This window comes from Cupriavidus necator N-1 (assembly GCF_000219215.1).
Classification (GTDB): Bacteria; Pseudomonadota; Gammaproteobacteria; order Burkholderiales; family Burkholderiaceae; genus Cupriavidus; species Cupriavidus necator.
Window position 1 is genome coordinate 259,626 of record NC_015724.1, and the last position, 24,710, is coordinate 284,335.

Annotated in this window: 20 protein-coding genes, 1 tRNA gene and 3 pseudogenes; 14 read left to right on the forward strand and 10 right to left on the reverse strand. The window is 64.3% G+C overall.

Annotated elements, in window-relative coordinates:
* Positions 1 to 54: 54 nt before the first annotated feature.
* From CNE_RS37850 to CNE_RS37860, 3 genes are read left to right on the forward strand one after another with little or no spacing between them, the layout of a single operon-like run.
* On the forward strand, positions 55 to 1,776 hold the full coding sequence (locus CNE_RS37850; protein ID WP_041229402.1) for an amidohydrolase: 1,722 nt from the start codon (positions 55 to 57) through the stop codon (positions 1,774 to 1,776).
* A complete protein-coding gene (locus CNE_RS37855; RefSeq protein WP_013954343.1) occupies positions 1,777 to 2,172 on the forward strand; it encodes a 5-carboxymethyl-2-hydroxymuconate Delta-isomerase in 396 nt (131 codons plus the stop codon).
* Positions 2,173 to 2,220: 48 nt separating this feature from the next.
* Positions 2,221 to 3,312, forward strand: coding sequence for a porin (locus CNE_RS37860; protein ID WP_013954344.1), 1,092 nt, complete (start codon positions 2,221 to 2,223; stop codon positions 3,310 to 3,312).
* Positions 3,313 to 3,338: 26 nt separating this feature from the next.
* Here CNE_RS37860 and CNE_RS37865 read toward each other — a convergent pair whose 3' ends face one another.
* On the reverse strand, positions 3,339 to 4,274 hold the full coding sequence (locus tag CNE_RS37865) for a LysR substrate-binding domain-containing protein (RefSeq protein WP_013954345.1): 936 nt from the start codon (positions 4,272 to 4,274) through the stop codon (positions 3,339 to 3,341).
* A gap of 110 nt (positions 4,275 to 4,384) precedes the next feature.
* Positions 4,385 to 5,398: a LacI family DNA-binding transcriptional regulator gene (locus tag CNE_RS37870; protein WP_013954346.1), complete on the reverse strand. Its 1,014-nt coding sequence runs from the start codon at positions 5,396 to 5,398 to the stop codon at positions 4,385 to 4,387.
* Between the two features lie 222 nt (positions 5,399 to 5,620).
* On the opposite strand from CNE_RS37870, the gene CNE_RS37875 reads away from it, so the two are divergent.
* The 4 genes from CNE_RS37875 (at position 5,621) to CNE_RS37890 (ending at position 9,363) form a co-directional block, all read left to right on the forward strand.
* On the forward strand, positions 5,621 to 6,562 hold the full coding sequence (locus tag CNE_RS37875) for a quinone oxidoreductase family protein (RefSeq protein ID WP_013954347.1): 942 nt from the start codon (positions 5,621 to 5,623) through the stop codon (positions 6,560 to 6,562).
* A gap of 167 nt (positions 6,563 to 6,729) precedes the next feature.
* Positions 6,730 to 7,281 (forward strand): cupin domain-containing protein, encoded by a 552-nt coding sequence (locus CNE_RS37880; RefSeq protein ID WP_013954348.1) that lies wholly within the window; start codon positions 6,730 to 6,732, stop codon positions 7,279 to 7,281.
* A 97-nt stretch (positions 7,282 to 7,378) separates the two neighbouring features.
* Positions 7,379 to 8,377: a tripartite tricarboxylate transporter substrate-binding protein gene (locus tag CNE_RS37885; protein WP_013954349.1), complete on the forward strand. Its 999-nt coding sequence runs from the start codon at positions 7,379 to 7,381 to the stop codon at positions 8,375 to 8,377.
* A gap of 68 nt (positions 8,378 to 8,445) precedes the next feature.
* Complete coding sequence (locus CNE_RS37890) at positions 8,446 to 9,363, forward strand: dioxygenase family protein (RefSeq protein WP_013954350.1); 918 nt, start codon at positions 8,446 to 8,448, stop codon at positions 9,361 to 9,363.
* A 108-nt stretch (positions 9,364 to 9,471) separates the two neighbouring features.
* Here CNE_RS37890 and CNE_RS37895 read toward each other — a convergent pair whose 3' ends face one another.
* The 3 genes from CNE_RS37895 to CNE_RS37905 all read right to left on the reverse strand — a co-directional run bounded on the left by CNE_RS37895 (position 9,472) and on the right by CNE_RS37905 (position 13,041).
* Positions 9,472 to 10,452 (reverse strand): tripartite tricarboxylate transporter substrate binding protein, encoded by a 981-nt coding sequence (locus CNE_RS37895; RefSeq protein ID WP_041229403.1) that lies wholly within the window; start codon positions 10,450 to 10,452, stop codon positions 9,472 to 9,474.
* Positions 10,453 to 10,552: 100 nt separating this feature from the next.
* Complete coding sequence (locus CNE_RS37900; RefSeq protein WP_013954352.1) at positions 10,553 to 11,965, reverse strand: amidohydrolase family protein; 1,413 nt, start codon at positions 11,963 to 11,965, stop codon at positions 10,553 to 10,555.
* A gap of 146 nt (positions 11,966 to 12,111) precedes the next feature.
* Positions 12,112 to 13,041 (reverse strand): LysR family transcriptional regulator, encoded by a 930-nt coding sequence (locus tag CNE_RS37905; protein ID WP_013954353.1) that lies wholly within the window; start codon positions 13,039 to 13,041, stop codon positions 12,112 to 12,114.
* A 98-nt stretch (positions 13,042 to 13,139) separates the two neighbouring features.
* Between CNE_RS37905 and CNE_RS37910 the strand changes: the two genes are divergently transcribed.
* The gene (locus CNE_RS37910; protein ID WP_238553241.1) at positions 13,140 to 14,735 is read left to right on the forward strand and encodes an amidohydrolase family protein; all 1,596 of its coding nucleotides are present in this window, start codon (positions 13,140 to 13,142) and stop codon (positions 14,733 to 14,735) included.
* A gap of 194 nt (positions 14,736 to 14,929) precedes the next feature.
* Positions 14,930 to 16,003 (forward strand): porin, encoded by a 1,074-nt coding sequence (locus tag CNE_RS37915; protein WP_013954355.1) that lies wholly within the window; start codon positions 14,930 to 14,932, stop codon positions 16,001 to 16,003.
* Positions 16,004 to 16,378: 375 nt separating this feature from the next.
* Here the strand turns inward: CNE_RS37915 and CNE_RS40530 are convergent, their stop codons facing one another.
* Entirely contained in the window at positions 16,379 to 16,666 is a 288-nt protein-coding gene (locus tag CNE_RS40530) for a porin (protein WP_080569705.1), read from the reverse strand.
* A 100-nt stretch (positions 16,667 to 16,766) separates the two neighbouring features.
* On the opposite strand from CNE_RS40530, the pseudogene CNE_RS37920 reads away from it, so the two are divergent.
* The 3 genes and pseudogenes from CNE_RS37920 to CNE_RS37930 form a co-directional block, all read left to right on the forward strand.
* Positions 16,767 to 18,252, forward strand: a pseudogene (locus tag CNE_RS37920) (TonB-dependent receptor); the annotation flags it as partial.
* A gap of 386 nt (positions 18,253 to 18,638) precedes the next feature.
* Positions 18,639 to 18,899: pseudogene (locus CNE_RS37925) on the forward strand (transposase); the annotation flags it as partial.
* Between the two features lie 399 nt (positions 18,900 to 19,298).
* Positions 19,299 to 19,375 (forward strand) — tRNA-Ile (locus tag CNE_RS37930).
* A 110-nt stretch (positions 19,376 to 19,485) separates the two neighbouring features.
* Here CNE_RS37930 and CNE_RS37935 read toward each other — a convergent pair.
* Together CNE_RS37935 and CNE_RS40540 are read right to left on the reverse strand one after the other, a co-directional pair.
* Positions 19,486 to 19,860, reverse strand: a complete 375-nt coding sequence (locus tag CNE_RS37935; RefSeq protein WP_013954357.1) for a hypothetical protein — start codon at positions 19,858 to 19,860, stop codon at positions 19,486 to 19,488.
* A 371-nt stretch (positions 19,861 to 20,231) separates the two neighbouring features.
* Entirely contained in the window at positions 20,232 to 20,432 is a 201-nt protein-coding gene (locus CNE_RS40540; protein ID WP_080569699.1) for a hypothetical protein, read from the reverse strand.
* A 201-nt stretch (positions 20,433 to 20,633) separates the two neighbouring features.
* Between CNE_RS40540 and CNE_RS37940 the strand changes: the two genes are divergently transcribed.
* A complete protein-coding gene (locus CNE_RS37940; protein WP_013954359.1) occupies positions 20,634 to 20,837 on the forward strand; it encodes a cold-shock protein in 204 nt (67 codons plus the stop codon).
* A gap of 108 nt (positions 20,838 to 20,945) precedes the next feature.
* On the opposite strand, the pseudogene rpoD reads toward CNE_RS37940, so the two are convergent.
* Positions 20,946 to 22,977, reverse strand: a pseudogene (gene rpoD / locus CNE_RS37945) (RNA polymerase sigma factor RpoD).
* Positions 22,978 to 23,267: 290 nt separating this feature from the next.
* Positions 23,268 to 23,615 carry a hypothetical protein gene (locus CNE_RS42670; protein WP_404997168.1) on the reverse strand — a complete coding sequence of 116 codons (348 nt, stop codon included), beginning with the start codon at positions 23,613 to 23,615 and terminating at the stop codon, positions 23,268 to 23,270.
* A 565-nt stretch (positions 23,616 to 24,180) separates the two neighbouring features.
* Between CNE_RS42670 and CNE_RS37950 the strand changes: the two genes are divergently transcribed.
* On the forward strand, positions 24,181 to 24,663 hold the full coding sequence (locus CNE_RS37950; protein WP_013954361.1) for a hypothetical protein: 483 nt from the start codon (positions 24,181 to 24,183) through the stop codon (positions 24,661 to 24,663).
* Positions 24,664 to 24,710: the final 47 nt, after the last annotated feature.

A 24,710-nucleotide genomic window follows, 5' to 3' on the forward strand; every position in this document is an offset into this window, starting at 1 on the left:
TGCCGGCGTCCGGCTTTCGGGCGCCCCCCTTCGTCTGCAAAGGAACAATTCGATATGGCTAGACTTGCATCGGCCCTCGTACGTGCCGTCGCTATCGGCTGCCTGACGGCGGCCGCCGGAGCAACCATGGCAGCGCCGGCACAAGCGGTCGCGCACGCCGACCGGATCCTGGTCAACGGCACCGTGTTGACCATGGATGCCGCCGACGGGATCGCACAGGCAATTGCCATCCGCGGGGACAAGATCGCCGCGGTGGGGACCAATCAAGAGGTCAGGCGGCTCGCCGGGCAGCACACCGAGGTGGTGGACCTGGGCGGGCGCACGGTGATTCCGGGGTTGATCGACACGCACATCCATGCCATCCGCGGTGGCCAGGGCTATGGCTTCGAGACCTACTGGTACGAAGGCGAGACCACTAGCCTGGCCGCCGGCCTCGAGCAGCTGCGCCAGACTGCACTGGCGCGCGGCGCCGGGAAATGGGTGGTCGTGACGGGTTCCTGGCACCCCGACCAGTTCGCCGAAAAGCGCGCGCCGACGTCGGCGGAACTGACTGCGCTGCTGCCGGACAACCCGGCCTACGTGCAGTACCTGTATGACTACGCGGTAGTCAATGCCAAAGCCATCGAAGTCCTGGGATTGGAGCAGGCGGACGCGTTGCCGGCGGGCGTGCGTGCCGAGCGCGATGGCGCAGGCCGCCTGACCGGGCGCATCCTCGGCGCGATCCGCCCGCTGTCCGCCCTGTACGCCCGCATCCACGCGCAGAGCAACGTTGATACGGCGGGCAACCTGGCGGCGTTCTTCGGCAAGCTCAACAGCCTGGGCGTCACGGCCATGATCGATGCCAGCGCGGGGCCTGGCGCGAACTATGACCCGCTGTTCGCGCTGTGGCGCGAGCAACGATTGCCGCTGCGCGTGAGCTATCGTGTTTCCGCCATGGCCGCCGGCAATGAGTCGGACTGGCTCCAGAACACGCTGGCCTACCTGCCGCCGCGCCTCGGCGACGGCAAGCTGCGCTTCCTGGGGCCGGGCGAAATGCTGGTGTTCGGCATGGATGACGGCGTCACCATGGGGCCGGGTTTCCGGCCGGTGGCGAAGGACCGTGCGGAACTGCTCAAGGTCGCTTCGTTCGCCGCCAGCCGGGGCTACCCGGTGGAAATCCACGCCTACACCGATGACGCGGCCAGCGCGATCCTGGATGTGTTCGAGGAGGTGGCGCGGAGCCACGACCTGGGCAAGCTGCGCTGGGCCATGGCCCATCTCAATACTGGCAAGCCTGAGACCTTCCGGCGCATGAAGGTGCTCGGCCTGGCCTACACGGTGCAGATGGGCCCGTATTTCGAGGCGGGCGCGATCGGCCATGCCAACGATAACCATGTGGCCGAGTCGGCGCCGCCTGTACGCCTTGCATTGCGGCAAGGGCTGAAGGTGGCGGGCGGCACCGATGCAACGCGCATCGGCATCCCGGGCGTCTGGCGTGCGCTGGAGTTCCATGTCAGCGGCTATGCCATCGGCAAGGAAGTGCGGCGCCGCGAGGAATTTCGCCTGACGCGTCTGGAAGCGCTGCGGCTGTACACGGCCAACGCGGCGTGGATTTCGTTTGACGAGAACGTACGCGGCACGCTCGAGGCAGGCAAGCTGGCTGACCTCGCGGTGCTGGACAAGCCTTACCTGACGGTGCCGATGGCGGACATTCACCGCATCCGCTCGGTGCTGACACTGGTCGACGGTAAGGTCGTCCATGCCGACGGCAGCTTCGCCAGCCTGAAGGCGCGGTGAATGCCACACCTGATCGTCGAATACACGCGCAACCTTGGCGAGAGCGCACGCATCGGGGCCTTGCTCGACACGCTGTGCAGCACCCTGGCCATGCAGCACGGCACATTCCCCGTCGGTGGCATCCGAGCGCGAGCCATGTGCCTGGATACGTATCGCATCGCCGACGGTAGCGCCGACGATGCCTTCGTGCACGTGACGCTGGCGGTCGCAGCAGGCCGCCCTGGCGACGTGCTCGGTGACACCGTCAATGCGCTGTTTGACGCCATGATCGCGCATTTTGCCGCGCTCTACCGGCGCCGCTACCTGGCGCTGTCGCTGGAGCTGCGCGAGTTCTCCGGCGCCGGCACCTACCGCAGCCTGAACAATATCCACCAGCGTTTCAGTAGCCTCCAATAGCGCGGGCATACAACCACAAGAAAAGAAGATCCATGGAGGAGACACGGCATGAAGATCGGATCCATGGGCGCGGCGCTGATCGCAGCCACGCCAGCCCTGGCCCTGGCACAATCGGTGACGATGTACGGGGTGATCGACACTGGCGTGGAGTACGTCAGCAACGTCGGCGCGGCAGGCGACGGGCTGGTGCGCATGCCCACGCTTACCGGCACAGTGCCGTCGCGCTGGGGGATGCGCGGCACCGAAGACCTGGGCGGTGGGCTCAAGAGTGTGTTCGTGCTTGAATCAGGCTTTGCTCCCGATACTGGCGGCGCCAACCAGGGCGGCCGGCTGTTCGGCCGGCAGGCGCTGGTGGGACTGAGCGGCAAGTGGGGCCAGCTGTCGTTCGGGCGCCAGTACACCATGCTGTTCTGGGCCAACCTCGATGCGGACATTCTCGGCCCGAACGTGTATGGCGCCGCATCGCTCGACAGCTACCTGCCAAATACGCGCGCCGACAATGCGGTGGCATACAAGGGCAGCTTCGGCGGGCTGACGGTCGGCGCCACCTACAGTTTCGGCCGCGACGCGGTCAACGCCGGGCCCAGCCCGACCGGCACGAACTGCGCTGGCGAGAACCCGGCAAGCCAATCCGCATGCCGGGAATGGTCGGCGCTGATCCAGTACGAGCAAAAGGGGTGGGGCGTGAGCGCCGCCTATGATTCGCTGCGCGGCGGACCGGGCGCGTTCGGCGGGTTGGGCAGCAAGTCGATGACTGACGACCGCCTGTCGCTCAACGGCTATGTGCTGCTGGAGCGTGCCAAACTAGGGCTGGGTGTGATCCGGCGTGACAACGAGGGAAGTCCCACGCCGCGAAGCGATCTCTGGTACGGCGGCGTCACCTATGACATCACGCCGGCCTTCACGATGTCGGGGCAGGTCTACTATCTGAAGTTCCACGACAGCGCCAATAAAGCCATGCTGTACGCGCTGCGCGGCGCCTACGCATTCTCGAAGCGCTCCTCGGTCTACGCGACCGCCGGCTACATCGATAACGGCGGCCAGCTGGCGTTGTCGGTCAGTGCCGGCGCAGCTGGTTCCAACCCCAGGCCGGGCGGTTCGCAGTTCGGCACGATGGTCGGCATCAAGCACGTGTTCTGACGCATCGCCTGCCGCGGCTGCGCCGCTCAGCCTGCCGCTTCCAGCAGGCGGCTGTGTGGCCAGTGATCGGTGCCGGCGAGTTCGACGGCAACCTGCTTGAGCGTTTCCATGACGGCGAGCGAGGCCCGCGACGGTGGGCGTGCCGCGGCGTAGCCGATCAAGCGCTGCAGCGCAAGCCCGCGGATCGGCTGCGCGCGCAGCTGGCGCGTCTGCAACTCTTCGCGGATCGCCGCAGCAAAATGCACCGTCCACCCGAAGCCGCGCGCCACCAGGCGTCTGGCGACCTCGATCGATTCGACCTCCATCGCCACCTGCAACGCCACGCCCTGGCGCGCCGCAAGGGCCTCCAGCGCGAGCCGCACTCCCGACTTGGGCAAGCCAGCCAGCACGATCGGCAGATGTTGGAGTTGCTCGATGTCCAGCGGACCGTCTCCCAGCGACATATCGTCGTGGGGGCCGATGGCGCATAGGTCTTCAGTCACCAGCGGCATTGCCGAGACGCCGGCGCTCGATACCGGGCCACTGAGCAGGCCGACGTCAAGCGTACCCTGCAGCAGTGCATCTTGCAGGGCAGGCGCGAAGTTTTCCACGAGCCGCAGGCGGATGTCCGGATAGCGTTGCCGCAGTGCCTCGGCCAGCGGGATAAACAGCAAGGGCGCCAGCGCAGGTGTCAGCCCCAATGCCACCAGGCCGCGCGGCGAAGCCGCCAGGTCGGCGATGTCGATCTTGACCTGGTTGGCATAGCGCAGCAGGAACGAGGCACGGTCCAGCAGCACAAGCCCCTCCGGGGTCGGCGTGGCGCCGCGCACATGGCGCTCCACCAGCCTGACGCCAAGCTCTTCCTCAAGCAGCCGGATCTGCCGGCTCAACGCGGGCTGCGCGATATGCAGCGCAGCGGAAGCGCGTCCGAAGTGCTGCAGGGTCGCGAGCACCTTGAAATAGCGAAGCTGTCGCAGGTCCATGGTCATGCCTCGGGATCAGTGGCGTTATGGTCGTTGGCGCATACCATCGTGCAATCGATTGCGCAAAAAGACGGCAGAAAACGATGAGCATGTCGCGCATGGACTGGCTTCTAGAGGGTGCGGGTCGAGTCGCGCACCACCAGCTCGGGGGCCAGCAGCGTGCGCGCGGTGGTCGTGATGCTGCCGTCGAGCGCGCCAAGCATCAGCGCGGCAGCTCGCGTGCCCATCTCATAAAAGTGCACGCGGATCGTGGTCAGCGGGGGTGCGACCGCGTGCATCAGCAGCATGTCGTTGTGGCCGACCACCGACAGGTCTTGCGGGCAACTACCGCCCGTGGCACGCACGGCGGCGTAGCAGCCCAGCGCCAGAAAGTCGTTGGCTGCCACCACGGCGGTAATCCGCGTGCGCCGGGCCAGCAGTTGCGCACAGGCGGCCTGACCCGCGGCTTCCGTATAGGCGGGCGCGCGCACCACCGGGCATTGGGCGGCCGACAGGCCCGCATCGGTGAGCGCCTGCAGGAACCCGGCTTCACGCTCATGTCCGGTGGACACGCTGGCCGGCCCGGCGATATGGCCGATGCGCCGGTGACCCAGCGCATGAAGGTGGGCCACTGCCAGCGCCATGGCCTGCCGGCTGTCGCCTACCACGCTTGACACCCGGCCTGCATCGTCGCTTCGGTTGACCATCACGATCGGCACGCCCTGTGTCAGGCAATGCGCTACGACGGGGTCGTTGCGCTCGGCCGTGGCCAGGATCAGGCCATCCACCTGACGCGCCAGCAACTGGTCGACGATAAAGGTCTGGCGGGCCTTGTCGCCGCCAGCATTGGCCATGATCGGGATATAGCGGTGCCGCGATAGCGCATTCTCGATGCCGAGCACAATGGGCGGAAACACGGGGCTGCTGATATCGGGCACCACCACACCGATGGTGCCCGAGCGGCGCGTGCGCAATGCCGCGGCAATCCGGTTGGGCGAATAGTGCAGATCCTGCGCAGCTTTCAGCACGCGCGCCACCATGTCCTCGCCAATGCGATGGCGCGTCTCGGGGTTAAGCACGCGCGATACCGTCGATGGGTGGATATCGAGCGCCTGGGCGATCTGCTTGATGGTGGGCTTGCTCATTTGGCAGCGGTCGGAAGGACACGTGCCCGATGCTTTCCCGTTATGGCGGCACGAGCAAAAAGTTGATTGGACGCGCGCCCGAGGCGCTACCTAGAATTGCGAGGTATGTCAGGTCAGATTGTGTCTTTTTGTGCAATCGATCGCATTGTAGTCGATTTGATCGGCACATGCCAGTTAGCCCCGGCCCGCCAGATTGATCGAAATCTCGAAAAGGAGAAATTTATGAAAGGAGCGGTTTCGCTCTCCGGCCGATTGCCGGCTTACCAGGAGTTCCGCGAACCGGAGGCCGCTGGCGGACAGGTCGTGGTTGACGTGAGCGCGGCCGCGCTCACGCGGCTCGACATGGCTATCGCCGAAGGGCGCCACTACATCAAGCCACCGGTGGAACAGTTCATCGTAGGGCGTGAGGGCGTGGGGCGTCTGGCGGATGGCCGGCGTATCTATTTCAACGTGAATGCGCCGGCTGCGCCATTCGGCTCGATGGCGCAGCGCGCGCTAGTGGATGCCGAGCTGACCTTCCCGGTGCCGGATGGCATCGACGATGCGCGCGCCGCGGCGCTGGGAAATGCCGGGCTCGCCGCGTGGCTGCCCTTGTCATGGCGCGCACGCATGCTCGCAGGCGAGACAGTGTTGATTCTTGGCGCGACCGGCATCTCCGGGTTGCTCGCGGTGGCGTCGGCGAAGCTGCTCGGCGCCGGGCGCGTGATCGCAGCGGGGCGCGACACGCAGGCGCTGGAGCGCGCGCGGCGGCTGGGCGCCGATGCCGTGGTGGTGCTCGACTCGGGTACGGACCTGCCGGCCGCCTATCGCAAGGCGGCGCAAGGCGAGGTCGACGTCGTGCTGGATTACCTGTGCGGTTCGCCGGCCGAAGCGGCCCTGCAGGTGCTTGGCCATGGCGGCCGACTAGTCCATATCGGCACCACCGTCGGCCCTACCATCACCTTTGCCGGCGCGGCAGCGCGCAAGGCTTGCTTCGACATCATGGGTTTTGCCTACTACCACGCGCCCATCGCGGAGCAGGCGCGGGCCTATGCCGAGTTGTGCCGGCACACCGAGACGGGGCGCATGGAGATCGATATCGAGCCAACGCCGCTGTCCGAGATCGCGCAGGCATGGCAGGCGCAGGCACGGGGCGCGCGCCAGCGCTTTGTGCTGGTGCCCTGAAGGCACGCCAGCGCCGTGCCGAACCCCATACCGAACCGTTATGAAGTCCTGAAGAAAATGCTACTGGATTGCCCGTAGGGCGCTGCGTAAAGTCGTACGCACAGAGAACGGTACCGGTCCACCTGTCACTTTCAACGCTTTTTTGCACCATGCAACAAGGAACCACCATGGATATCACGCCCGCAGAAATGGAAGCCACCCGCATCGCCCGCTGGGGCAAGGTCGAGCCGTACCGCGAGACCTTCATCGAGAGCCGGCTGCCCGGCATGAAGAAGAATATCTACAAGATCATGAATCGCGGCGTGCTCGAGAACAAAGGCGTGGAGCCGGCCATTCCGGGCAATCACCGCTTTGGCGTGACGTTCATCGAAATCCCCGTCGGCCAGGGCGCCAGCCTGCACGCGCACAAGACCGAGGAAGTGTTCTGCCCGTTGAACGGCCGCATGGAGCTCATCTGGGGCGCAAAGGGGCAGTACTCGTTGATGCTGAACCAGTGGGACGTCATCTCGTGCCCGATCGGCGTCATGCGCGGCTTTCGCAACCCGAACGACCACGCGCTCGTCGTCTATTCGGTGGTTGGCGGCACCGACGAGGAATGCGGCCGCATTGCCTGGCACCCCGACGTGGTGAAGGCAGCCGAGGCGACCGGTCTCGTCTACGGCCAGGACGGCTTCATCAAGGAAGCGGGCGCGAACGCGGCGGACCGTGCCGGCGATTGACCGCCGCCACTAGAAGACAGCGAGGAGACCGCATGCCGACCCTTTGCAACCACGCGTGCCGGCGCCAGGCGCTGGCGGCGGCGCGAGCGACGCCGCCATGAACCGTCGCAGCGCGCTTGGATGGATCGCGGCCGGCGCCGCCGGACTTGCGCTGGGGCGCGGTGCGGTGGCGCGCGCGGCAGGCCAGACCGCCGCCTGGACGCCGAGCGGGACGGTGCGCATCGTCGTACCGTTCGCGGCCGGGGGCACCACTGACCTGGTGGCGCGCCTGCTCTCGGACCGGCTTGGCAAGCTGCTTGGACGGGCCGTCATCGTCGACAACCGCGTCGGCGCGGGCGGCAATATCGGCATCGCCAGCGTTGCCCGCGCACCGGCGGACGGCCACACGCTGCTGCTGGCGTCTACCGCTTTCCTCACCAATCCGGCGCTGTTCATACAAAACCCGCCCTATGACCCGGTGCGCCAGTTTGCTCCGATCAGCGAACTGGTCAGCGCGCCAGACCTGATCGCGGTGCGCGCCGACAGCCCCCTCGACAGCCTTGCCGCGCTGGTCGCGCGAGCCAGGCAGCAGCCGGGCGCGCTGACCTTTGCCACGCCCGGCAAGGGCAACAGCGTGCACCTCGGCGGCGAGCTGTTATGGCAGCGCGCCGGGATCTCGCTGCTGCACGTACCGTATAACGGCGCGGCACCGGCCATCCACGCGGTGCTTGGAGGCCAGGTGGATTGCGCGCTGACGGCATTGCCTCCGGCCCGCGCACTGCTGGCGGCCGGCAAGCTGCGTGCGCTGGCGGTAGGTAGTCTCATGCCATGGCCCGGGTTGCCGGGCGTGCCGGCCATTGCGGGCCTGGGCTATCCCGGCTATCGCTCGGAAACCATGCAGGCCCTGTACGCCCCGGCGGGCACGCCGGGCACTGCCATCGCAAGATTGGCCTCTGCGTGCGCCATGCTGCTTGGCGAGGAGACCGTGCGCCGCCAGGCCGCCGAAATGGGCTTCGCCGTGGTGGCGGGTTCGCCCGAGGCACTGGCCAGGCGCGTGGCCGACGAGGTGCCACGCTGGGCCCGTGTTGCCGCCAGCGCAAAGGTGCGCGCCGACTAACTCACGCGGATCGCCCGGGGCGCGACGCGCACCGGCCTCCGAACACCACCTGAACAGGAACCATCGCTATGTCCGAAACCAACGCCAGCGGTCAGCGCCCCCGCGCATCGTCGCCGCGCTCCATCCCGGCCGATCCGCAGGCGCTGCTGCAAGCAGTGCTGCAGGCCAACCAGGGTAGCGCAAACGCGCGCACGCGCGAGGTGCTGGATGCCGCCATCCGCCATCTCCATGCCTTTGCCGGCGAGATCGGCCTTACCTATGAAGAGCTGCACCACGGCCTCGATTTCCTGGTCCGCATCGGCCAGGCCACCGGCCCGAAGAAGCATGAAGGCATCCTGCTGGCCGATATCCTCGGTGTCGCCACGCTGGTCGTGCTGATGGACGCCAAGGCCGCACTGGCTGCCGGAGGCACCGAGCCGGCACTGATCGGCCCGTTCTGGCGCGAGGAGCAGCCGGTGCGACCGAACGGCGCCAGCATCGCCAGCGTCGATACGCAGGGCGAGCGCCTGCGCGTACGCGGGCGGGTGCTGTCGCTGGACGGCACGCCCATTGTAGGCGCACGCGTCGAGACGTGGCAGGCCGCGCCAAGCGGGCTGTACGAGAACCAGGATCCGGAGCAGGAAGACATGAACCTGCGCGCGCGCTTCGAGACCGACAGCGACGGCAGCTTCTGGTTTGACAGCGTCAAGCCCTCCGGCTACGGCGTGCCGACCGACGGTCCGTGCGGGGAATTGCTTCGTCTTCAGGGGCGCCATCACATGCGCCCGGCGCACCTGCATTTCATCGTGATCGCTCCGGGTCACAAGGTGCTGGCGACGCAGATCTTCGATGAACTCGACCCCTATGCCTACAGCGACGCCGCGTTCGGCGCGGTCGGATCGCTGCTGCGCAAGTTCGAGCCGGACGGGAATGGGGGCTATCGGCTGGATCTCGAGCTTCGCGTGGAGCCCGGCGAGAGCAAGGTTCCGCGTCCGCCGCTGCCATAGCAGGCACATTGCCGCGTCCGGCGCGTCCGGCGCGTCCGGCGTGACCGGTGCGCGGCAGCCTCCGCGCACGCACCGCCGGCGCCCTCCCGGGCGCTAGCACCAGCCCACTCAGTTCATCTCCGCCAGCCCCTCATCCTGGATCACCTTGCGCCACAGGCGGACTTCCTCGGCGACAAAGCGCTGGGCAGCTTCGTGGCTGGTGTACCAGGGTTCGGCGGCCTGCATCCGCAGCGATTCGGCGACATCGTCGCGCTGCAACGTCACGCGAACCATCTCACCCAGCCTGGCCATGACGTCGGGGCGCAAGCCCCTGGGGCCCGCCAGCGCGTACCATGCGGTCACGTCGAAGCCGGGCAGTACAGTTTCGGCAATGGTGGGCACTTTGGGGTAGAGGCGGAAGCGCTCGCGCGTGGTCACCGCAAGCACCTTGACCTTGCCGCTGTCGACATAGGCGCTCATGCCGGCAAGCGACGTGAAGATGAGCGGAACCTCCCCGCCAACCACAGCCAGCGCGGTGGCGCTGCCGCCCTTGTAGGCAACATGGCTCAGTCGTACGCCGGTCTTCGCTTGCAGCAAGGCCGCCGCCAGGTGCATGCCGGTGCCGTTGCCACCGGTGCCATAGTCGATCTTGCCGGGCTGCCGGCGTGCCGCGTCGAGCAGATGCCCCATGGTGTCGTAGCCGGCCTTCGGGTTGGCGATGATGGCATAGGGGCTGCGGGCCACCATGGAGATGACGGCAAAGTCTTTGATGGGGTCATAAGCCAGGGACTTGTAGAGTTCCGGCGCGGTGGCGTGGCCGGATGCCATCAGGAACAGTGTGTAGCCGTCAGGCGCGCTGCGTGCCACATACCTGGCTGCGATGGTGCCGCCGGCGCCCGGCCTGGCCTCCACGATGGCGGGCTGGCCGAAGCGCTCCTGGAACTGCGCGGCAAGCAGCCGCGCCAGGTTGTCGATGGGGCCGCCTGCGGCAAAGCCATGGATGATCCGCACCGGCTTGCTGGGCCACACGTCGGGCGCGTGGGCATGGGCGGCGGTTGCGGCGGCCAGTTGCCAGGCGGCACAGGCAAGAATGAAGTGGCGTCTTTTCATTGGTATCGTGGGTGGGGCGGGGGCCCTGGGGAAATGGACAACCCGTCGCGGGGGCATCGCGGCGGGAGCGATGTTGCCGCATGTTGCGGCGCGAACAGGTTCAGGTAAAGCGGATGGTGGCCGCCTGCCGGCCGATGCGCTGCTGCGCTTCGACCAATTGCGCCTTGAGCGCTCGCCAGTCCACGCCAATCATCTTGCCGTGGCGCTTGCGTGCCTTGCCGGCAATCCAGACGCTGTCGACGTCAGCCGTGCCAGCAAACATGACAACGCGGTCAGCGAGGCTGCCTGCCATGGCAAAGCCGACCCGCTCGGTGCTCAGCAGCACCAGGTCGGCACGCTTGCCGACCTGGATTGAGCCGGTCGTATCGCCGAGCCGCAACGCTTGCGCGCCATGTGCCGTGGCAAAGTCGAGGATGTACTCCGAGTCGCAGGCGCGCATCAACGCACGGCATTCGGGATCGAGGTACAGGTTCCAGTAGGTTGCCCTGACGTGCTCGAAGTAGTCGCCCGGCAGCGCGAGCGAGATATCGATGCCCATGCTGGTGGGTACCCCGGCGCTGCGCGAGCGGCCATGCACGGAGGGCCCCTTGCTGGCGGACATGACATAGGGGAATTCGCCCATCGCCGTGGCGCAGAGCATCCCGCCGCTGTCGCGCAGCATCGCAAGCTCTTCCGCAGTGAGCCGGTTGGCGTGGGTAGCCTGGTAGTCCGGGCCGAGCAGGCCGGCGTCATGGAGATCGCGAATGCCAGAGTCGCGATGGCCCATGATGCCCGCAGGCAGCGGGTGCTCGGGCTTGTGGATATGCGCGGCCAGCATGCCAACGCCCATGCCGCGTGCACGGGTCCATTCGGTGCGGATGTCGTCGAGCGAGGATCCGATATTGCCGCTGGGCGCAAGCGCCAGCTGCAGCAGTGCACTGCTGTCGGAGAACAGCTCGCGCTGCAGGCGCTCGGCGGTAGCCCAATGGACCTCGGTCGTCTTCGCGATGCGTTCGCCGTCTGCCTTGGCCAGCGGCACCGTGTCGCCCGCCTGGTACGACGACGAGACGCCAAGCTGGAAGCCGAACCAGCCCGCGATGCCGGAGTCTTTCAGGCCCTGTGCGGCGCCCATTGCGCAAGCTTCGGTGGGCTGGCCATGGGCAAAGTCGAATAACGAGGTGACGCCAGAATCGATCGCCTGGAGGCCGCCGATCAGCCCGGCGAGGTAGTTGTCCTCCGGCGTCATGCAGACGATGGTGCGCATCTTCCATTGCTGGTAGGTCTGCGCATACTCGGCCGGCCGGGATTTCACCAAGCGCCCCATGTCGATGATTTCCCAGACATGGCGGTGGCCGTCGACCATGCCGGGCATCAGGATCATGCCGGTGGCGTCGATGACTTCCGCATCGTGCACCGGCAGATCGGTGCCGATCGCTGCAATGCGATCGCCTTCGATCAACACGTCGGCGCGCAGCTCGCCCAACCCGGCATCCATCGTCAGGATATCGGCGTTCTTGATCACGGTTCTGTTCATAGCTCCATTCACTCCTGTTGGGGGAGCCTGGATGCTGGCATCGCGCGTGGGCCGGATAAACCGGGGCGCAGGAAACAATGGCTTTCCAACCGGAAAAAAATCGGCATGCCGCGGCATTTGCGCCGGATGACTTCCGGCGCGGGGCCTCAGGAATCGCGCATGCGCAGCGGGAAGGAGGTGCCGAAGTCGAACCGGCGGGAAACCAGGCTGACGAACTCCCGTACCTTCGGCGATGAGCGGCGCGGCTGCGGATAGGCGGCGTAGAGCGTCCGGGCCTGCGGGCACCAGTCCGGCAGCACGGCGTGCAGGTGGCCGGCAGCCAGGTCGTCAAGTACGAGGAAGGCGGGCAGCAGGGCGATGCCTGCGCCCTCAAGCAACGCTTCTCTCAGCGTCAGGCTGTGGTTGCAGCGAAACGAGCCGGTGACATGTACCGCACGCTCCTTGCCATCACCGCCGGCCGGGCTGAAGCGCCATTCGTTCGGCGCGATCCCGCGCGTGTAGACCAGGCATCGGTGCCTGGCTAGGTCGTCGAGTTCGGCGGGAAGTCCGTGCCACTCGACATAAGCCGGCGCGGCGACCAGCAGGCGCGGCATCGTTGCGATGGGAGAAGCGCCTTCGGCCGATCCCTTCGGGGCGGTCGCGATATAGAAGGCCACATCGACACCCTCCTCGGCGGGATCGACGAAGCGGTCGTTGAGTGTCATCTCGACACTGACTTCCGGGAACTTCTGCGTGAATTCGGCCACCGTGCGGCCGAGGTTGGCGTGGCCCAGCGAGACTGGCGCACGCACCTTGAGCAAGCCACGCGGCGTGGTCTGGACCACACCGGCGCTGCGTTCGGCGTCCTCGATCTCATCAAGGATCCGCGTGCATTTCTCGTAGTAGGCCTTGCCTGCCTCAGTCAGCACGATCCGGCGCGTGGTGCGTGCCAGCAGCGGCGTGCCGATATGGCTTTCCAGGGCCGAGACGTACTTGCTGACCGACGCCGTCGACATGTCCAGGCGCTCCCCTGCGACGGTGAAGCTGCCGCGCTCGACGACCCTGCAGAACACACTCATAGCCGTGAGGCGGTCCATACTTTTTCTCGCCGGGAAAGGTATTTTTTCGTGGGCGAATCTTCAATCGCGCAGGCATCGCTGTCAATATCCTCGGCACGATAACAAAGGAGCGAGACGTGAGCGATAGCAACAAAGGAGCCCGGGGCGCCATGGGCGAGCCGCTGACCATGACACGCAAATCTTTCCTGCGACTGTCGGGGGCAGGCATCGTGGCCGCGGCAGTCGGCGGCACGGCCGGTGCGCAGGATGTGCTGGCGCCCCGCATCCAAGGCGTGGCGCCGCCGGCGATGGACACGCCGCGGCGCACGCTGATCCGGCATGCCGACGTGCTTACCATGGACCCGCAGTTCCGGGAGCTGCACGGGGTCGATGTGCTAATCGACAACGGCCGCATCGCCGCGATCGGCAAGGGCCTGGCAGCGGCAGATGCGGAAACCATCGACGCAACCGGCATGATCCTGATGCCGGGGATGGTCGATGGCCACCGGCACTTGTGGCAATGCATGGATGCGGGCAGGCTGATCAAGATGGATCCTTCCGGTTACTCGCGTGCCTACCTGGGCTGGCAGCGGCGGGCGATGGCGTGCATGACGCCGGAAGACAACTACCTGGCCGAGCTGATTGGCGGACTGCAGGCCATCGATGCCGGCGTGACCACGGTGCTGGATTTCGCCCATGGGCAACCGAGCGAGGAGACGGCGCTGGCGGCGGCGCGCGGCGTCCGCGACTCCGGCGTGTCGGGATGGTTCACGTACCAGCTCGGGCGCGCAGTGGCGTTCGGTCCGGGTTCGACCATTTCGATGGCACGTGTCCACGCGGATCTCAATACCACGACCGAGCAAAGCTGGAAGACCGTTGCACGGTTGCAGAAGGAGGTTTTTTCGGATAGCAGCGCCGTCTTGCAGCTCGGCCTGGCTCCGTCGGACGCCACCGGACGCCCGGTGGGGGAGGTACGCAAGGAATGGGAACGGGTGCGTGCATCTGGCGTAAAGATCCTCGCCGCGCATCTGCACAAGCCGGCCACGCCGACTGCGCCGGGAACCATCGGCCACCGCGATTCCGGCATCCGTGATCTCTATGAGGCGGGCCTGCTCGGCTCGGACTACCACGCCTCGCATGGCAACCGGGTGACGGCTGCCGAGCTTGAGTTGCTGCGCGAGACCGGCGGCATGCTGTGCTCGACGGTCGTCGGCGAATTTCCCTATATGCTGACGCCGCACATGATGGCCTCGTGCCATGGCCGCGCCCGGCATGCTGGCGTTGCCGCGGGGATCGGCATCGACGGGCCGCTGGTCGTGCAGCAGGACTTCTTCGAGCACGTGCGCGGCGCCTTTCTCAGCCTCTTCCTTGAACCGGAAGGTCGCGACCTCGTGCGCGCCTATAAGTCGCAGGACAGCCTGGATTTCGCGACCGCACTCGGCGCCAGGGCGGTGCGGCTGGGCGACGAGATCGGCAGCGTCGCGGTGGGCAAGCGCGCGGACCTGGTGCTGCTGCGCACCGACCGGATCGGCTTTGCCATGCAGGGCAGCGTGGCCGACCGCGTCGCGAACTTTGCGTCGCTGGCTGATGTGGACAGTGTCTGGATTGCAGGCAAGCCACGCAAGCGCAACGGCAAGATGCTGGGGGTCAATTGGTCCAGGCTGAAGACGGACCTGGCTGCGGCACAACAACGCCTAGCCGCGCGCATGGCAACCGTCAACTTTACCGCGTGACCGCTGCCGGACTGGTCCGAAACCCCGCTGGCAGGCGCGGCCCGGTATGACGCCGGCCTGAAGCCGGTGTCGGGCCGCAAGCCCCCGTTTCCACCATCCACCATTTCCCTTGCCGCGCAACCTCCCAGGACGCGGCAGGGGACCTCTTTGCCTTTCGCCAATGCGGCCTGAAGGCGAAACAGGGAGTCTTACCGATGAAACACAACGCACGAATCGTCCTGGCGCACGCATGCGCCGTGTCGGCGCTCGCCAGCCTGGCACCAGCGGCGCACGCGCAATCCAGTGTCACGCTGTATGGGGTGGCGGACACCTTCCTGGAATACAACAATCATCAGCGTGCCCCGGCCGGTACGGCTTCGTCCGGCGGCTCGCTGGTGCGGCTGAACTCCGGCGGACTGGCGGGATCCCGGTGGGGCCTGCGTGGTACCGAGGATCTTGGCGGAGGCATGCAGGCCATTTTTGCGCTGGAAAGCGGCTTCAATCTCGATACCGGCACCATGGGCGAGGCCGGCCGCTTGTTCAACCGGCAGGCATTCCTGGGCGTCAGCACAAAGGATTTCGGCAGGCTTACCTTTGGACGGCAGTACACCAGCATGTTCGACCTGCTGCCGGTGTTCATGCCACTGGTCTATGCTGGCGCCTATGAGCCGATGCCCTTCCTGATGAGCCCCTTGCGCATCGACAATGCCGTCAAGTACCGCGTCGACCGGGGACCGTTCGCCGCGCAGGCTCACTACGGCTTCGGCGAGCAGGCGGGATCCTGGCAGGGCGATGCTGCGTGGGGCGGCGGCGTGAGCTATACCAGTGGCGAGCTTGGCCTGGCCGCGGTCTATGATCAGGTCAATGGCCGGGACACGGCTACGGGCTACGGCAGGATGCGCAAGGTCGCCGTGGCGGGCACCTATGCGCCAGGTGACTGGCGCTTTACGACCGGATACCGCTGGGCGCAGGACACGATGCCCACCGGGGTCACGAGGCAACGCGACGATATGTGGTGGGCCGGAGTCGGCTATCGTGTCACGCCGTTTTTCCAGGTGAATGCCGCCTTCTACTATGACCGGATGAAGGTCAGGGAGGGCCAGGCGAACCCACCCAATCCGAAGCAATATGTGCTGCAGGGCATCTATGCGGCGTCAAAGCGCACGGACCTGTACGCCGCGGTGGCCTATGCGCGGGATGCCGGTCTGAACTTCGCGGCATTGTCCACGCTTGCGGCTGGCGCCCGGAGCCAGACCGGTGCTGCGGTTGGCATCAGGCACAAGTTCTAGGGTGAGAGGCCGGGGTAGATGCGGAATCGTTCAGGGCCCTGCAGTAGGCCATGTCGTCATGAAAGATAAGAACGAATCCGGGTCGGTGAATCCTTAGAACGCATGCTGCAGCGATCCGACGCACTGCATGAGCGACTGAACACGTTGCTTGATGATCGACGGCTCTTCACGAGGCGAAGCGGCAGTTACCATACTCAGACTTTTACCGTACAGGCGAGTTGGGGTTGGTGTTGGGGTGAGCGAAGTATTCGTTGCTGGCGTTGACCAGTTACCCGCGCATATCAGAATGATCAACCGTCGAAGAACCGCCGGCCCTGGCCCAAATACATTGGAGTTCAACCAGCCAAAAATAGGAAACCAACCAACTTGACAAGGTCAATACATATCAGTGTACTGACGCCCAAACGTGATTTGACCCCAGCCGCTCACCATTCCCACATAAGCTAGGCGTCCAAAGAAGCGTCCGCCAAGGGTCAACGTACCAGAATCTAGGCCAAATCCGCTTTCCAGAACAAAAAGCCCGCCTAATCCACCGCCTAGGTCTTCGAAGCCCCGCAGTCCCCGCCGGCTTCCGGATAGCCCTCCGCTTACAGGTAGGCTTAGACGGCTGCCGCCCGGTTGCGGGGTCAATATACCGTCGACCAAGACCTCTGCCTCATACATGCGCTGGGATGCCTCCACGCCCAGCGGTTCGGAAGGCTCCTGATTCAGCGTTTCCTTGTAGCAATGCCTGGAAACAGGCTCGAGCCGTATCGAGGATGGCCTCTGCGCGTCTTTCGAATGGCTTGGCGAGAACGGGCCGTGGGTGCTTGCTGCCGGAGGGCGTGCACAAACTCAATGGCGTACTGCGCTACGCGCTGCCGCTCGGCGGGGGCGAGCGGCTGGGCGTGACCGCGATGGCCTACCGCAACGACTGGAACTCGACCGACCAGGTGCCGCAGCGGGCCATCAACGAGGGCCTCATTTCGCGCTTCGGCTATATCGATCCGACCGACGTCGGCTACGCGTCGCGCTACAGCGTGTCGGCGGACTGGCTGCGTCCGTTGGCGGACAGGCTGGTCCAGGCCAATGCCTACGTCATCAAGAGCCGGCTGCAACTGTTCTCGAACTTTACCTATGCGCTGAACAACCCGGAGCGCGGCGACCAGTTCGAGCAGTTCGAGAACCGCGTTACGGCCGGCGCCAACGTGTCGCGCATCTGGTTCGGCAAGATCGGCGAACGCTAGATCGGCACGCAACTCCGCTTCGATCGACTCGACCGGATCACGCTGGCGAACTCAGAGGCGCGGCAGATCAGTGACGGTGCGCACCGACACCGTCAACGAGACCAGTGCGGCGCTGTACCTGCGCAACATGACCGCCTGGCTGCCGTGGCTGCGCACGGTGGCCGGGCCGCGGGCGGACCAGTTCTGGTACGGGGTGTCGAGCGACAATCCTGCCAACTCGGGCAACGGCAGCGACCGCATCGTCAGTCCGAAGCTGAGCATCGTGATGTCGCCGGCGGACCGGACCGAGATCTTCCTGAACTGGGGACGCGGCTTCCATAGTAACGACGTGCGCGGCGCGACCACCACCGTCGAACCCGTCGACCGGCGCGCCTGGTCAGCGTGCTGGTGCCGGCCACCGGCTACGAGATCGGCGTGCGCACGGCGCGGTTCGCGCCCGGCGCAGTTGTCGCCCTCGTTGTGGCAGGTCGACATCGGCTCCGAACTCGTGTTCTCCGGCGCCAGCGGCACCACCGAGCCGAGCCGGCCGAGCCGTCGCACCGGCATTGAACTGGCCGGCTACTATGCCCCGCAGGGCGGCCCGCTGGCTGGCCTCATCCTGGATGCCGACGCGGGCTTCTCCCGCGCGCGCTACCGCGACCACGAGGACGTCGGCCACTACATCGATCCAGACCACCGCCTCGGGCGGCGTCCCGCTGAACCGGGGACGCTGGTCGGTCGGCGCGTGAGCGCTCTATTTCGGACCCGCGTCCTCTGGTGGAGGACAACAGCGTGCGCTCGGCGTCGTCGTTCCTCGTTAACCTGAAGGTGGGGTATCGCGTGCTGAAGGACGTGCGGGTCTTTGCCGAAGTGCTGAACGTGTTCGACAAGCGCGTCAACGACATCGACTACTACTATGCCTCGCTGCTGAAGGGGGAGACATCGCCGGTCGATGCTAGCGGCGTGGCCACCGGAATCAACGACCACCATATCCATCCGGCAGAGCCGCGGACGTTCCGTGTGGGGGTGCTCTGGAGTTTCTGAAGGGAATGCAGTGATTAGCCTGTGCCGCAAAGCCGGGCGCCAACGGCCGCAGTGATTCATACCAGATGGCTACACTAGAACATCGCCCCACTTCCTGGCTAGTCAAAGCAACCTTCCACGAGAATTGAGGCCGCGTCCTTTTGTACTTCCGCATTGGTCGGCAAGCAACACTTTAACCGGTTCCTGAGCGGAACTGACGCCTGAAGTCTGGGCAACGGAGCGCGCCGATGCTTCTTGCCTGGTGTGTTGCACTTCAGGCTGTCAACCGCAAGGCGTGGGGGAAGGTCGCCGTTGCGGCCGCGCGGCAATTAGGGCAATGCTGATTAAGTCCTCCGATTCGTGAGGAGAAGCGTTATTTGAAGAATCACGAGCGCAAAGAGATGGACATGAAGCAGATGACGTTGGCAACGGGTGCTGATCAAGGGGCGGGATTCGAGCAATACCGTAAGCCAACGCGTCGTGAGGCATTTCTGGCGACGATGGAGACGATCGTACCGTGGGCGGCATTGTGCGCTGTGATTGAGCCGTGCTACCCGAAGGCGGGCAATGGGCGGCCGCCCATTGGTCTTGAACGGATGCTGCGTATCCACTTTCTGCAGCACTGGTTCAACCTTCCAGACCTGGCTTGCGAAGAGGCGCTGTATGACAGCGGCTGCGGGCGCCAGGAAGGCAACGGGCAACAAAGCTGCAGCCACGAAGGCGGCGCCGAAGAAAGTGGCGCCCATTAGTAAGGCCGCGGCGAAAGCTGTCCCGAAGAAGGCCGCAGTGAAATCCGCGACGAAGAAACGGAGTCCGGCGAAGAAAGTGGTTCCGACTGTAGCGACGCCTGAAGCGTCGGCGTGATCTTTTCCTCGGCTGGTATGGGACTTCGCCAACCGGTCGATTGATGCAAGATGGGCGCACCACTGGCGCCCAGAGCGGATCGACTGAGGAAGCCAAGGCCTACCGAGCGGATTTTCCAGTTCGCCTGCAGAGCTATAGAATAGCGGCGGTGGAAAACTGTTCGCAAGAGGTCGCCTTCGGGTAACATCTCGCGCTCCACGCAAGGGCCGGAAGCTTAAGTGGTATAAGCCGTCGACTCATAATCGACTGATAGTGGGTTCGAGTCCCACCCCGCCCACCAATAATAATGGTTCTCGGCATGCGAGGGATAGTGGGATACAACGACGCTGTCGAGTACCCGAGCTTCCCTACAGCGAACTGTTCATTGTCGAAAGGGCAGATCGCACCAGCTTACTCTGTCCACTGTGCATCCACCTCTCTCATCAAGTGCCCCGCGAGAATATAGTCCCCCAACTTCGCCGCCTTTGCCTCCAGGCTCTCTAGCTCATCTGCTGGCAAGTTGTTGAGCTCAAACTGACAGTACAGATTCCGCTGCCGGAACGTTGTCTTTGGTCGCAATAGGCCGGCAACGAGCGCAGCCGGCGAGCGGACGGCGATGTTTTCGTGCCCGCGATACTCGACGCGTATCCCAACCTTCTGGCCGAGCCTGCCGAGTTCAACAGCATCCTGCCAACCTGACTCGTAGTCCAACTCGACCACCGTTACTCCCTCTGTCTCCAGGAGCTTCAGTGCCTCCCCTCTGGTTCCAGCTCGAGCTGTCGCCATTCTGTCCTCCGCTGCTTCCCTCGGCGGGCGTACGCGTATTTGCCAGCCGCAAACAGGGCGTGTGGCTATTCGTGCGCTTTTTCGGCCCTGGTCCTATATTGCACGGCAACATTGTAAGGGGGCAGCTTCGTTTGCTTGCGGATTTCGGTGAACGTGATCAGGGAAGGAAGGTGGTACTGAAGAATGTAGCGTAGGTAATTTACGGTGCCGAATCAGAGATTCGACGACGGACGATGATGGCTGACATGGGCCGGCTACCGCCGTTGCGCTTCCACCATCCCCGGTCGACAACGGTTAGCCGCAGCATACGGACCAAGAAGTGCATGGGGCCGGCGTTGCCGGGACACGGCGATAGGGCACGAAACGAAGTCTTACCGAATGCTTCGCACGGCTTCGAGCATGGAGTGTCCTTGACTCGTCAGGCGGGGACAAGCATTGCCGCTATCATGCCCGTGCTCCATCGTGACCAGTTTGTCGGCCAGCAAGCCGTCCAATTGATCTGGTTCGAGATCATCGATATCTTGCGCATCGCCAAGCAGTAGTAGCGCGGCGATTTCGTGCGGACTTAGCATGGCGGCCTCCTTTGCCGGCGTTTGCCGGGGTCGGAAAATAGAACCTACCAGGGTCAATCAATGCACCGGGGCATTTAAAGGCTTGTGAAGCCTCGACCAAGGGATTGTCGGCGACGGCCCACCCGTGATACAAGATAGCCGCACATTTGGCGCAGGCCGGTGGCGTCATCTACAACTAGTCTTACTTGGAACATTCAGAACATGGCAACAGGTACCGTCAAGTGGTTTAACGATGCAAAGGGTTTTGGGTTCATCACGCCGGACGACGGCGGCGATGACCTGTTCGCGCACTTCTCCGAGGTTCAGGGAAACGGCTTCAAATCACTTCAGGAGGGCCAGAAGGTCAGTTTTGAAGTCAAGCAAGGTCCCAAGGGGAAACAGGCAGCGAATATCAAACCGCTGTAAGATTTCCGCGCCGCAAACGCGTCCTGTCAGGGCAGCGATCGGGCGATGCGTGATCGCTGCGGGGCTGAAGTAGGGCGTCGAAAGGGGGCGCGTACTCCTCGCCTTTGCTCAGCGCTCAAGAAAGGGCCTCAACTTGTCAGCGCGACTGGGATGCATTAGCTTGCGCATCGCCTTGCTTTCAATCTGACGGATCCGCTCGCGGGTCACGTCGAACTGCTTGCCGACCTCTTCAAGCGTGTGGTCAGAGGTCGTATCGAGCCCGAATCGCATCCGCAGGACCTTGGCCTCGCGCGGCGACAACTCGTCGAGTGCCTCATCGATCGCGGCGCGCATGTTCGCGTGAATCGCGGCCTCAGTTGGTGAACTCGCAGAGACATCCTCAATCATGTCACCGAGCGTCGCGTCGGCATCGTCGCCCACAGGGTGTCTCGAGCGAGACAGGTTGCCTCGCGATCCTGAGGATACTGCGCACTTTTTCCTCGGACATCTCCATGCGCTCCGCGAGGATAGCGGGATGCGCTTCCTGTCCCGTCTGTTGCAGGAATTCGCGCGAAATCCGGTTCAGCTTGTTGACCATCTCGATCATATGCACCGGCACACGAATGGTGCGCGCCTGATCAGCAAGCGCACGCGTGACAGCCTGACGGACCCACCAAGTGGCGTACGTCGAAAACTTCCAGCCGCGCCGGTATTCGAACTTGTCCACCGCCTTCATCAGGCCGATATTGCCTTCCTGGATCAGATCCAGGAACTGCATGCCGCGGTTCACGTATTTCTTGGCAATTGAAATGACAAGACGAAGATTCGCTTCGATCATCTCCCGCTTGGCCTGCCGCATTTTCAACTCCGCGGCAACCATCTGGCGGTTGATCTGCTTGAGCTGCTGGAGTGGCAGCGAGACCCGTGCCTCGATGTCGATGAGTTTCTGCTGCCCGGCCTGAATGGCCGGCAGATGTCGCTCAAGCGCCGTGCCAAATTGCCGCGAAGTCGCCGCCATGCGGCTGGTCCATGTAAGGTCGGTCTCGTGGCCCGGGAACGACTCGACAAACGCATCGCGTGGCATGCCGCAACGGTCGACGGCGATCTCCAGGATGCCGCGTTCGATCGCACGAACCTCAGTAACCTGTGCGCGCACACCGGCGCACAGGCGGTCGATGGTTCTGGCCGTAAAGCGGATCGGCGCGAGTTCGCGCTGGATCACCGAGCGCAATTGCGCAACGGCCGCGGAACGGGTTTTGCCAGTAACGGGTACATCCGGCAACTGCTTGAACAGTGCACGCACGCGCGCGAAAACCGCAAGACTGTCGCTCGTGAGTTGTTCGAGGCGGGCCGCGTTCGTTGTCTCCGGATCGCCGGCGTCCATTTCAACGTCGTCACGGTCTGGGTCATCGTCGGAGGCGTCTGCTTCCACTTCAACCTCTTCGGACTCCAGCGTCATTTCGCTTTCGTTCACGTCGTCGCTGATGCCATCGACCAGTTCGTCGATACGCAGTTCGCCGGCAGCGATGCGGTCCGCATCGACAAGAATCGTGGACACGACCGACGGACACTTGGCGATCGCCTGAATCATGTCCTGCAGGCCGTCTTCGATGCGTTTTGCGATCTCGATTTCGCCAGCGCGGGTCAGCAGTTCGCGGGCACCCATTTCACGCATGTACATCCGAACCGGATCAGTAGTGCGGCCGAATTCGGAATCGACGGTCGACAGTGCAGCTTCCGCTTCCTCGTCCGCCTGATCGTCGGATGCCGCGGCGGCCGCGGCATCGTTTAGCAGGAGCGTCTCTGCGTCCGGCGCCTGCTCGTACACGGCCACCCCCATGTCGCTGAACGTGCCGACGATCGTCTCCATCGCAGCAGTTTGCGTAAAGTTGTCGGGCAGGTGATCGTTGATGTCCGCGTGGGTGAGATAGCCGCGCTCACGGCCAAGCGCGATCAGCGCGCGCATCTGGCGTTGACGCTCCTCCTCCTGGCGCGCCATTGACGCGATGTCCAGCGGTATTGTGACGGCCTGGGTCTTTTCCTTTGGCGCGCGGCGGCCGGCTTTTGACGTAACCGCGATCACGCGGGACACTGAATTGTCGCGAACTGGCTTTGCCAATACATTCTCCTCGACAGGTTGGCCGACGATCGTCGCGGACATGACGGCAGGTCAATTAGCCTGTCGGGGTGCGAACGAAAATCGTGGAATGACGCACGGACAGTCGAGGCCGGGATGCCTCTCGCGGAATCCGGTGTGCGCAGAATGGGGAACGTTAAATCATACCGGACGACGTTGTGCGACGCAATATTCGGCGGGTAGAGATGTTGCCCGAACTCGTCGAGGAAGGCCGAAAGATTCTCCTGTTCTCGCAGTTCACCAGCATGCTCGAGCTCGTTGCCACCGCGCTCGACGAGGCGCATGTCCCGTACCGGTGCTCACGGACAATACCATCACCTGTTTCTGCGAAGGGCACGTCCGGAGATCGTCCGGACCGGCACCGCGCACCTTCGGACACAAGCACTCGGCGAGCTCAGCGCCTCCAGGCGCTCTAGCTCACCTGCTGGCAGCTTGCTGAGCTCAAATTGGCAGTAAAGATTGAGCTGACGGAAGGTCAACTTCGGGCGACTCAGCCCGCCAACGAGCGCCGCCGGGGAGCTAACGGCAATGCTCTCATGGCCGCGATAATGGACGTGTACACCGAGCTTTTCGCCTAGCCTGCCAAGTTCAATCGCATCTTGCCAACCAGACTCGTAGTTCAAATCCCCGACCGTTACTCCCGCTGTTTCTAGGGGCTTCAGCGCCTCGCTTTTCGTCCCAGCCAGAGCTCTTCTCCACTACTTGCAGGGCGTGTGGCTATTCGCGCTTCTTCAGCCCTGATCCATATTGCATAGCAGCATTTTAAGCGGGGAGCGCCCGTCTTTGTCAGGTCCGGTCATCACGTGAGCAGGTTCAACCGAGCAAGATCCGCGTCTGGGGGCGGGAGCCGCGAAACGTGGGAAGTGGGGAAAGATCATAGGCGCAACACGCAGCCGCCCGCACCAGCCGCTGCCACGGCAATGTGACACCGAACAATGCACCAAGGATCCAGCCAAAGGCGACTTTGGCCAGGAAGCCACAGCCACCACCTAAAGTGAGCAGAATGGTCGAGGTAGTAGCCCGCTAGGACCAGGCCAAGATCGGCTTGGGTTTTGTTGTTTTGGCGAACGTACCAAATACCAATGAGAAAGCGGTGCGGAAGAGGGTGGCATCTCGGCCGTCGGCTGATCGCATCGGTTGGACGCAACTCAAAGAAGAAACTGAGCTCTATTATGTAACGCCACTCGTGCGGTTATACTCCGCGCTTCACAACTATGAATAACCAACATGGTCGCACCAACTAAAACGACACGGGTAAGTGCAACTGCCAAGGGAAAACCTACCGCAAAGAAGCTAGTCGTGCCAACGAAAAAGGCCAGCGTGCTTGCCCGTGAGGCACAGGCAGCGAAGAAGCACTTGCTGAAGCTGCGCGCTGACACGAAGAAGGCGATTGAAGCGGCTAAGCGCGAGGTTGCCCAGGCCGTGGAAGCCGCAAAGGCCGCGGCCCGCTTTGAAAAGCAAGCCGCAAAGGACAAGCTCGCGGCGAAGAAGGCGAAGGCTGCAGGCGCCAAGAAGGCGACGGGCAACAAAGCTGTCGCAACGAAAGCTGTCGCAACGAAAGCGGCCGCGAAAAAGGCCGCATCCGGGGGTAAGGTCAAGGTCGCCGCGAAAGCAGCTCCGAAGGCGGCCGCAGTGAAATCCATGCCGAAAAAGCGGGCATCGGCGAAGAAAGTGGTTCCGGCTGTGGCGTCGCCTGTAGCGTCGGCGTGATCAATGCCTCGGCTGGTAACGCGATGTCGCCAACCAGCTGATTGATG

Coding starts and splice junctions, on each gene's coding strand:
- CNE_RS37915 (WP_013954355.1), top strand. CDS start 14,930: ATGAAACACAACGCACGAATCGTCCTGGCGCACGCATGCGCCGTGTCG.
- CNE_RS37875 (WP_013954347.1), top strand. CDS start 5,621: ATGAAAGGAGCGGTTTCGCTCTCCGGCCGATTGCCGGCTTACCAGGAG.
- CNE_RS37890 (WP_013954350.1), top strand. CDS start 8,446: ATGTCCGAAACCAACGCCAGCGGTCAGCGCCCCCGCGCATCGTCGCCG.
- CNE_RS40530 (WP_080569705.1), bottom strand. CDS start 16,666: ATGTATGAGGCAGAGGTCTTGGTCGACGGTATATTGACCCCGCAACCG.
- CNE_RS37940 (WP_013954359.1), top strand. CDS start 20,634: ATGGCAACAGGTACCGTCAAGTGGTTTAACGATGCAAAGGGTTTTGGG.
- CNE_RS37865 (WP_013954345.1), bottom strand. CDS start 4,274: ATGGACCTGCGACAGCTTCGCTATTTCAAGGTGCTCGCGACCCTGCAG.
- CNE_RS37880 (WP_013954348.1), top strand. CDS start 6,730: ATGGATATCACGCCCGCAGAAATGGAAGCCACCCGCATCGCCCGCTGG.
- CNE_RS37885 (WP_013954349.1), top strand. CDS start 7,379: ATGAACCGTCGCAGCGCGCTTGGATGGATCGCGGCCGGCGCCGCCGGA.
- CNE_RS37870 (WP_013954346.1), bottom strand. CDS start 5,398: ATGAGCAAGCCCACCATCAAGCAGATCGCCCAGGCGCTCGATATCCAC.
- CNE_RS37860 (WP_013954344.1), top strand. CDS start 2,221: ATGAAGATCGGATCCATGGGCGCGGCGCTGATCGCAGCCACGCCAGCC.
- CNE_RS37905 (WP_013954353.1), bottom strand. CDS start 13,041: ATGGACCGCCTCACGGCTATGAGTGTGTTCTGCAGGGTCGTCGAGCGC.
- CNE_RS40540 (WP_080569699.1), bottom strand. CDS start 20,432: ATGCTAAGTCCGCACGAAATCGCCGCGCTACTACTGCTTGGCGATGCG.
- CNE_RS37895 (WP_041229403.1), bottom strand. CDS start 10,452: ATGAAAAGACGCCACTTCATTCTTGCCTGTGCCGCCTGGCAACTGGCC.
- CNE_RS37855 (WP_013954343.1), top strand. CDS start 1,777: ATGCCACACCTGATCGTCGAATACACGCGCAACCTTGGCGAGAGCGCA.
- CNE_RS37935 (WP_013954357.1), bottom strand. CDS start 19,860: ATGGCGACAGCTCGAGCTGGAACCAGAGGGGAGGCACTGAAGCTCCTG.
- CNE_RS37950 (WP_013954361.1), top strand. CDS start 24,181: ATGGTCGCACCAACTAAAACGACACGGGTAAGTGCAACTGCCAAGGGA.
- CNE_RS37850 (WP_041229402.1), top strand. CDS start 55: ATGGCTAGACTTGCATCGGCCCTCGTACGTGCCGTCGCTATCGGCTGC.
- CNE_RS37900 (WP_013954352.1), bottom strand. CDS start 11,965: ATGAACAGAACCGTGATCAAGAACGCCGATATCCTGACGATGGATGCC.